Source organism: Polaromonas sp., assembly GCF_029945925.1.
Taxonomy (GTDB): domain Bacteria; phylum Pseudomonadota; class Gammaproteobacteria; order Burkholderiales; family Burkholderiaceae_C; genus Polaromonas.
In genome coordinates this window covers 1-6,108 of record NZ_JAQSDN010000012.1, presented here as the reverse complement: position 1 = coordinate 6,108, position 6,108 = coordinate 1, and the positions used below count along the sequence as shown (strand labels likewise).

Genomic DNA, 6,108 nt, shown 5'->3' with positions numbered 1-6,108 from the left:
TTTTTCGTTGGAAATACGCGCCTCCTTCAGGCTCATACCTCGTTGGACAAGGCTCCATCCTGCATGTCCCTGCCCACTGCACTAGAATGGACTCGCTCCGGGGTGCAACCCGACCATGGTGGTCGGGCTGCTGAGATGGCCAACCCAAACCCGTGAACTTGAATCGGTTCGTACCGACGTAAGAAGAGCTGACTGTGCACCGGTCCCCCGGCAAGCAGTCACAGCCCCCACCGCAGTGCTGGTGGTGGCCACACCCTTCGGAGCATTTTGTGTCTAGCCGCACGCCAAGGATGCCCGATGAACGCCCCCGACCCATTCGCCCAGTTGCTGTCCCTCACCCGTGAACCTTTCCCCGCCTCGCGCAAGATCCATGTGCCCGGCCAGCTCCATGCCGACCTTCGCGTGCCCATGCGCGAGGTCAGCCTGAGCAACGGCGAATCCGCCACGCTCTACGACACCTCCGGCCCTTACACCGACCCGGCCGCCGACATCGACGTGCGCCGCGGGCTGGAGGCGCTGCGCACGCCGTGGATCGAGACACGCGGTGACACCGAGGTGTACGCCGGCCGTGCGGCCCAGGCGGCTGATGACGGCACGCGCCGCCAGGACCGCGATGACCCGCAAGACCCCGAAGCCCAACGTATTGCCGCCCTGCGCGCCCAGGCCGCCGGGCTGCAGCGAATGCCGCGCCGTGCCAGGGCCGGCGCCAACGTCACCCAGATGCACTACGCGCGCCGCGGCATCATCACACCCGAGATGGAATACATCGCGCTGCGCGAAAACACGAAACGCGAATGGATGGCCGAGTACCTGGGTGATGCTGAACGCGCAGCCCGCGTGCGCGGCAACCCCATGGGCGCACACCTGCCCGCCTTCGTCACGCCCGAATTCGTGCGTGACGAGGTGGCGCGCGGCCGCGCCATCATCCCGGCCAACATCAACCACCCGGAAATCGAGCCCATGATCATCGGGCGCAACTTCCTGGTCAAGATCAACGCCAACATCGGCAACTCGGCGGTCACTTCGAGCATTGAAGAAGAAGTTGAAAAACTGGTCTGGGCGATCCGCTGGGGCGCCGACAACGTGATGGACCTGTCCACCGGCAAAAACATCCATACCACCCGCGACTGGATCATCCGCAACTCGCCAGTGCCGATCGGCACGGTGCCGATTTACCAGGCGCTCGAAAAAGTCGGCGGCGTGGCCGAAGACCTGAGCTGGGAAATCTATCGCGACACGCTGATCGAGCAGGCCGAGCAGGGTGTGGACTACTTCACCATCCACGCCGGCGTGCGACTGCCCTTCATCCCGATGACGGCGAAGCGCCGCACCGGCATCGTCTCGCGCGGCGGCTCCATCCTGGCCAAGTGGTGCATGTCGCACCACAAGGAAAACTTTCTGTACACGCACTTCGAGGAAATCTGCGAGATCATGAAGGCCTACGACGTGAGTTTTTCGCTGGGTGACGGCCTGCGCCCCGGCTCGGGCGCCGACGCCAATGACGAAGCGCAGTTTGCCGAGCTGCGCACGCTGGGCGAACTGACAAAAGTCGCCTGGAAGCACGATGTGCAGACCATGATCGAAGGGCCCGGCCACGTGCCCATGCACATGATCCAGGCCAACATGGACGAGCAGCTCAAGCATTGCCACGAAGCGCCGTTTTACACCCTGGGCCCGCTGACCATCGACATCGCGCCGGGCTACGACCACATCTCGAGCGCCATAGGCGCGGCCATGATCGGCTGGTTCGGCACCGCCATGCTGTGTTACGTCACGCCCAAGGAACACCTGGGCCTGCCGGACCGCAACGATGTGAAGCAGGGCATCATTGCCTACAAGATCGCCGCGCACGCCGCCGACGTGGCCAAGGGGCATCCGGCCTCCCGCGCGCGTGACGAAGCCCTGTCGAAAGCGCGTTTCGAGTTCCGCTGGCACGACCAGTTCAACCTGTCGCTGGACCCGGACACCGCGCGCGAATTCCACGACGAGACCCTGCCCAAGGAAGTCAGCAAGGTCGCGCACTTCTGCTCCATGTGCGGGCCGAAGTTCTGCTCGATGAAAATCAGCCAGGAAGTGCGCGAGTTTGCGGCACAACAAGGTATTGCTGAAAACGCGGCGCTGGACCAGGGAATGCAGGCAAAATCGGCCGAGTTCCGCGAGGGCGGCAGCGAAATCTACATCCCCATCCAGAAGCTCTGAGCGTCTGGGCGCACGCAAAAAAAGGCGGACATCATCATGCACATCGGCATCGCAGGCGCAGGCCTGCTCGGGCGACTGCTGGCCTTCGAGCTGTCCCGGGCCGGCCATTCGGTCGAGGTTTTTGATCCCGCGCCAGGCCCACAGGCGCCCGCTTCCGGCCCGGGCACGGCACCCTATGCGGCAGGCTGGACCGCCGCCGGCATGCTCAGTCCCACGGCCGAACTGGAGTCGGCCGACGAACACGTGTTCGCGCTCGGCCTGCGTTCGCTGGATCTGTGGCCGGCCATCGTGGCGGCCCTGGGCGTGCCGGTGGAACTGCACCGGCGCGGCAGCCTGCTGCTGGCGCACCGCGGCGACGAGGGCGCAGCGCGCCGCGTGGTGGACCTGCTGCAGCACAAGGCCCCTAGCGGTCATGCGCCGCAGCACCTCGACGCAGCAGCACTGCGCGGCCTTGAACCCGACGTCCACGGCGTGGCCCACGCCTGGCTGCTGCCGCACGAGGGGCAGATCCATACCGTGCAGGCCATGGCGGCGCTGGCCCAGGCCGCTGGTGCGGCGGGTGCGCGCTGGCACTGGGGCGTGGCGGTGAACCGGCTGCAGGCCGGCGAGATCCACACACCGCAGGGGGTCAGCCGGTTCGACTGCGTGTTCGATGTGCGCGGCACCGGGGCGAGACCCGCCCCGACCAACGTTGCACCCAACGAAGGTTTCACACCACAGGTGCGCGGCGTGCGCGGCGAAATCATCTGGCTGCATGCGCCCGGTGTGCAATTGCAGCGCCCGGTGCGCCTTCTGCACCCGCGACACCGGGTCTACCTGGTGCCGCGCGAAGGCGGCCACATCGTGGTCGGTGCCAGCGAGATCGAAAGCGAGGACCGCTCGCCGATCTCGCTGCGCAGCACGGTCGAACTGCTGGCCGCGGCCCACAGCATCATTCCGGAACTGGCCGAAGCGCGTATTGTTCATACCGAAACGAATCTGCGCCCTGCCCTGCCCGACAATCTGCCGCGCGTCGAACAACGCCCCGGGCTGGTCCGCATCAACGGCCTGTTCCGCCACGGCTGGCTGATTGCACCGGCACTGGTGGAGCAAACGCTGAAAAACATGGCGCCTTGCAGTGTGATGGAATCCTCATCCCCGCCTGTCATCCCGGACTTGATCCGGGAATCCAGGGGGGATCCAGGCCACATCAACCATCGTCCAGGCCCGCGAGGTATGGATTGCGGGTCAAGCCCGCAATGACAAGTAACATGACAAGCATCAACATCACTGTGAACGGCGAGGCGCGGCAACTGCCGGCAGGCGGCACGCTGGCCGATGCGCTGGTAGCCAGCGGGCAGCCGGCCGCCTCGTTTGCCAGTGCGGTCAACGGCGAGTTTGTGGCACGCGATGCGCGCGCGACCACGCCTCTCGCCGACGGCGACGCGGTTTTCACTTTCCAGGCCATCACGGGAGGCTAGCCAATGACGACCCCCACGCTCTCTTCGTTCGCTGCCCCCCCAGGGGCCCGTCAGGACCCTTCGGGCGGCCGTGCGGGCACTGCCATGACTTTTTCCATTGCAGGTACCGAACTGAACAGCCGCTTTTTCCTGGGCACCGCCAGCTACCCGTCACCGCAGGTCCTGCAGCAGGCCATCGCTGCTTCGGGCGCAGAGGTGGTCACCGTCGGACTCAAGCGCCAGCTGGCCGCCGGTGGCGGCACACAGAACGACTTCTTTCAGCTGATCCGGGACAGCGGCGCCCGCTTGCTACCCAACACCGCCGGCTGCCGCAGCGCCCGCGAAGCCATCACCCTGTCGCAGATGGCGCGCGAGCTGTTCGGCACGAACTGGATCAAGCTCGAAGTGGTCGGTGACGAACACACGCTGCAGCCCGACCCGTTTGAACTGGTGACGGCCGCAGCCGAGCTGGTGCGCGATGGCTTTGAAGTGTTTCCCTACTGCACCGACGACCTGGTCAGCTGCCAGCGCCTGCTCGACGCCGGCTGCCGCACCCTGATGCCCTGGGGTGCACCCATCGGTTCGGGCCAGGGTTTGATCAACCCCTACGCATTGCGCACCTTGCGCGCGCGCCTGCCGGGCGTGCCTCTGATCGTCGATGCTGGCATCGGCTCGCCAGCCGACGCGGTGCAGGCCATGGAACTCGGCTACGACGCCGTGTTGCTCAACTCTGCCGTGGCGCATGCGCGCGACCCGGTGCAGATGGCGCGAGCCTTCAAACTCGGCATCGAGTCCGGGCGCCTGGCGTACGAGGCCGGCATCATGGCCCAGCAGGACATGGCGGTCGCCTCGACCCCGGTCACCGGACGACCCTTCATCCTATGACAGCGCCCGCCAACACCCCATCGGTCTGGACCTTTGCCGGCAACGCGAAGGACATCCAGAGGCTGCTGGCCCGCAGCGCGCAGGACCTGCCGCGTGCCGCCCTGCTCTGCCTGAACCGCCGCGAAGCAGCCACCTTGTTGGGCACGGCCGCGCTGGACAGCCTCGAAGCCGTGGCACAAGCCGCAACCCATTTGCGCGCCGCCGTTTGCGAAGCGGTTGTGATCACCGGCGACGAGGCCGACCATGCCGACACACCGCAGGCCAGCGGCTGGCTGAGCCCTTCTGCCACGACCGGACAAACCCAGAGCCACCCGGATGCAGACGCGGTCTTCGCCGACGCCGCGGCACAAGCTCTGGCGCGCGGTTTTGTCGCGATGGAAGCCATCGTCATGGCCTGCATGGCGCGACAGGATGCACTGAGCCGGCACACGGGGACGGGACCCCTGCAGCCACGTCCCGACTTTGCGCAGCGTAGCGCCAACCTGCCGCGCTTCAGCCTGCCCCGGCCCACGACGGTCAGCGGCTTTGCCGCGCTCGGCGACGTCGATCTGGGCCTGTACGCCGTGGTCGGCAGCGCCGCCTGGGTGGCACGCGTCGTCGCTGCCGGCGTGCGCACGGTTCAGTTGCGCATCAAGGACGCAGAAGGTCCCGAACACCGCGACTTCGTGCGTCAGCAGGTCCGCGAGAGCATCCACGCGGCCACCGCAGCCGGCGCCCAGCTTTTTATCAACGACCATTGGCAGCTCGCCATCGAAGAAGGCGCGTACGGCGTGCACCTGGGGCAGGAAGACCTGCCTATTGCCGACCTCGCCGCCATCGCCCAGGCCGGCCTGCGGCTGGGCATCAGCACCCACGCCTACTGGGAGGTCTGCCGCGCCTGGGCGCTGCGGCCCAGTTACATTGCCTGCGGACCCATCCATCCCACCCAGGCCAAGGCCATGCCGTGGCTCCCCCAGGGCAATGACAACCTGGCCTACTGGTGTGCGTTGCTGCCACTGCCGGTCGTCGGCATTGCCGGCATGGACGTGGCGCGGACCGAACAGGCCGCGCGGGCCGGTGCCGCCGGTGTGGCCGTGATCAGTGCCATCACGGCGGCCGCGTCGCCGGAATCCGCCATCGCACAGTTGCAGGAAGCCATCAGGCGCGGCCGGGCCAGCCCGCCCGTCACGGCGCCCACGTTTCCCAAACCCACACTTTTGCCCATGCCTTGAGGGATTGAGACACCATGCAAGGTACCCCTTTAGCTGGAAAAATCCACCGCGCCACTGTCACCCAGTGCGAACTCCATTAGGAGGGTTCCTGTGCCATCGACGGCGACTTGCTGGAGGCTTCGGGCATTGCCGAGTTCGAGCAGATCCACATCTGGAACATCAAAAACGCGCGCGTTTTGTGACCTACGCGATACGCGCGCAGCGCGGCAGCGGCACCATCTCGGTCAACGGCTCGGTGGCACGCCAGGCAGCCGTTGGCAACCTGATCATCATGGCGGCCTTCGGCCAATTGCCGGCCGACCAGGTGGCCAGCTTCCAGCCTAAGGCAATGCTGAATAAGTCCCCCAGCTGGCCCGTGACTTGCATGTAGAACT

General features: G+C 66.3%; 5 protein-coding genes, 1 pseudogene and 1 riboswitch. All 6 genes and pseudogenes read left to right on the top strand.

Features of this window, described 5'->3' with window-relative positions:
* The first annotated feature begins 88 nt into the window (after window positions 1-88).
* Window positions 89-202: riboswitch (TPP riboswitch) on the top strand.
* Between the two features lie 95 nt (window positions 203-297).
* The 6 genes and pseudogenes from thiC (at window position 298) to panD (ending at window position 6,104) form a co-directional block, all read left to right on the top strand.
* Window positions 298-2,199, top strand: a complete 1,902-nt coding sequence (gene thiC, locus PSV40_RS03320) for a phosphomethylpyrimidine synthase ThiC (protein WP_300534154.1) — start codon at window positions 298-300, stop codon at window positions 2,197-2,199.
* A 36-nt stretch (window positions 2,200-2,235) separates the two neighbouring features.
* A complete protein-coding gene (gene thiO / locus PSV40_RS03315; RefSeq protein ID WP_300534151.1) occupies window positions 2,236-3,441 on the top strand; it encodes a glycine oxidase ThiO in 1,206 nt (401 codons plus the stop codon).
* 8 nt (window positions 3,442-3,449) lie between these two features.
* Entirely contained in the window at window positions 3,450-3,659 is a 210-nt protein-coding gene (gene thiS / locus PSV40_RS03310) for a sulfur carrier protein ThiS (RefSeq protein ID WP_300534149.1), read from the top strand.
* 84 nt (window positions 3,660-3,743) lie between these two features.
* A complete protein-coding gene (locus PSV40_RS03305; protein WP_300534146.1) occupies window positions 3,744-4,523 on the top strand; it encodes a thiazole synthase in 780 nt (259 codons plus the stop codon).
* Entirely contained in the window at window positions 4,520-5,734 is a 1,215-nt protein-coding gene (locus PSV40_RS03300) for a thiamine phosphate synthase (RefSeq protein ID WP_300534143.1), read from the top strand. Before PSV40_RS03305 ends, PSV40_RS03300 begins: the two co-directional genes overlap by 4 nt.
* Window positions 5,735-5,748: 14 nt before the next feature.
* Window positions 5,749-6,104: pseudogene (panD, locus tag PSV40_RS03295) on the top strand (aspartate 1-decarboxylase).
* Window positions 6,105-6,108 lie beyond the last annotated feature (4 nt).

Coding starts and splice junctions, on each gene's coding strand:
- thiC (WP_300534154.1), top strand. CDS start 298: ATGAACGCCCCCGACCCATTCGCCCAGTTGCTGTCCCTCACCCGTGAA.
- thiO (WP_300534151.1), top strand. CDS start 2,236: ATGCACATCGGCATCGCAGGCGCAGGCCTGCTCGGGCGACTGCTGGCC.
- thiS (WP_300534149.1), top strand. CDS start 3,450: ATGACAAGCATCAACATCACTGTGAACGGCGAGGCGCGGCAACTGCCG.
- PSV40_RS03305 (WP_300534146.1), top strand. CDS start 3,744: ATGACTTTTTCCATTGCAGGTACCGAACTGAACAGCCGCTTTTTCCTG.
- PSV40_RS03300 (WP_300534143.1), top strand. CDS start 4,520: ATGACAGCGCCCGCCAACACCCCATCGGTCTGGACCTTTGCCGGCAAC.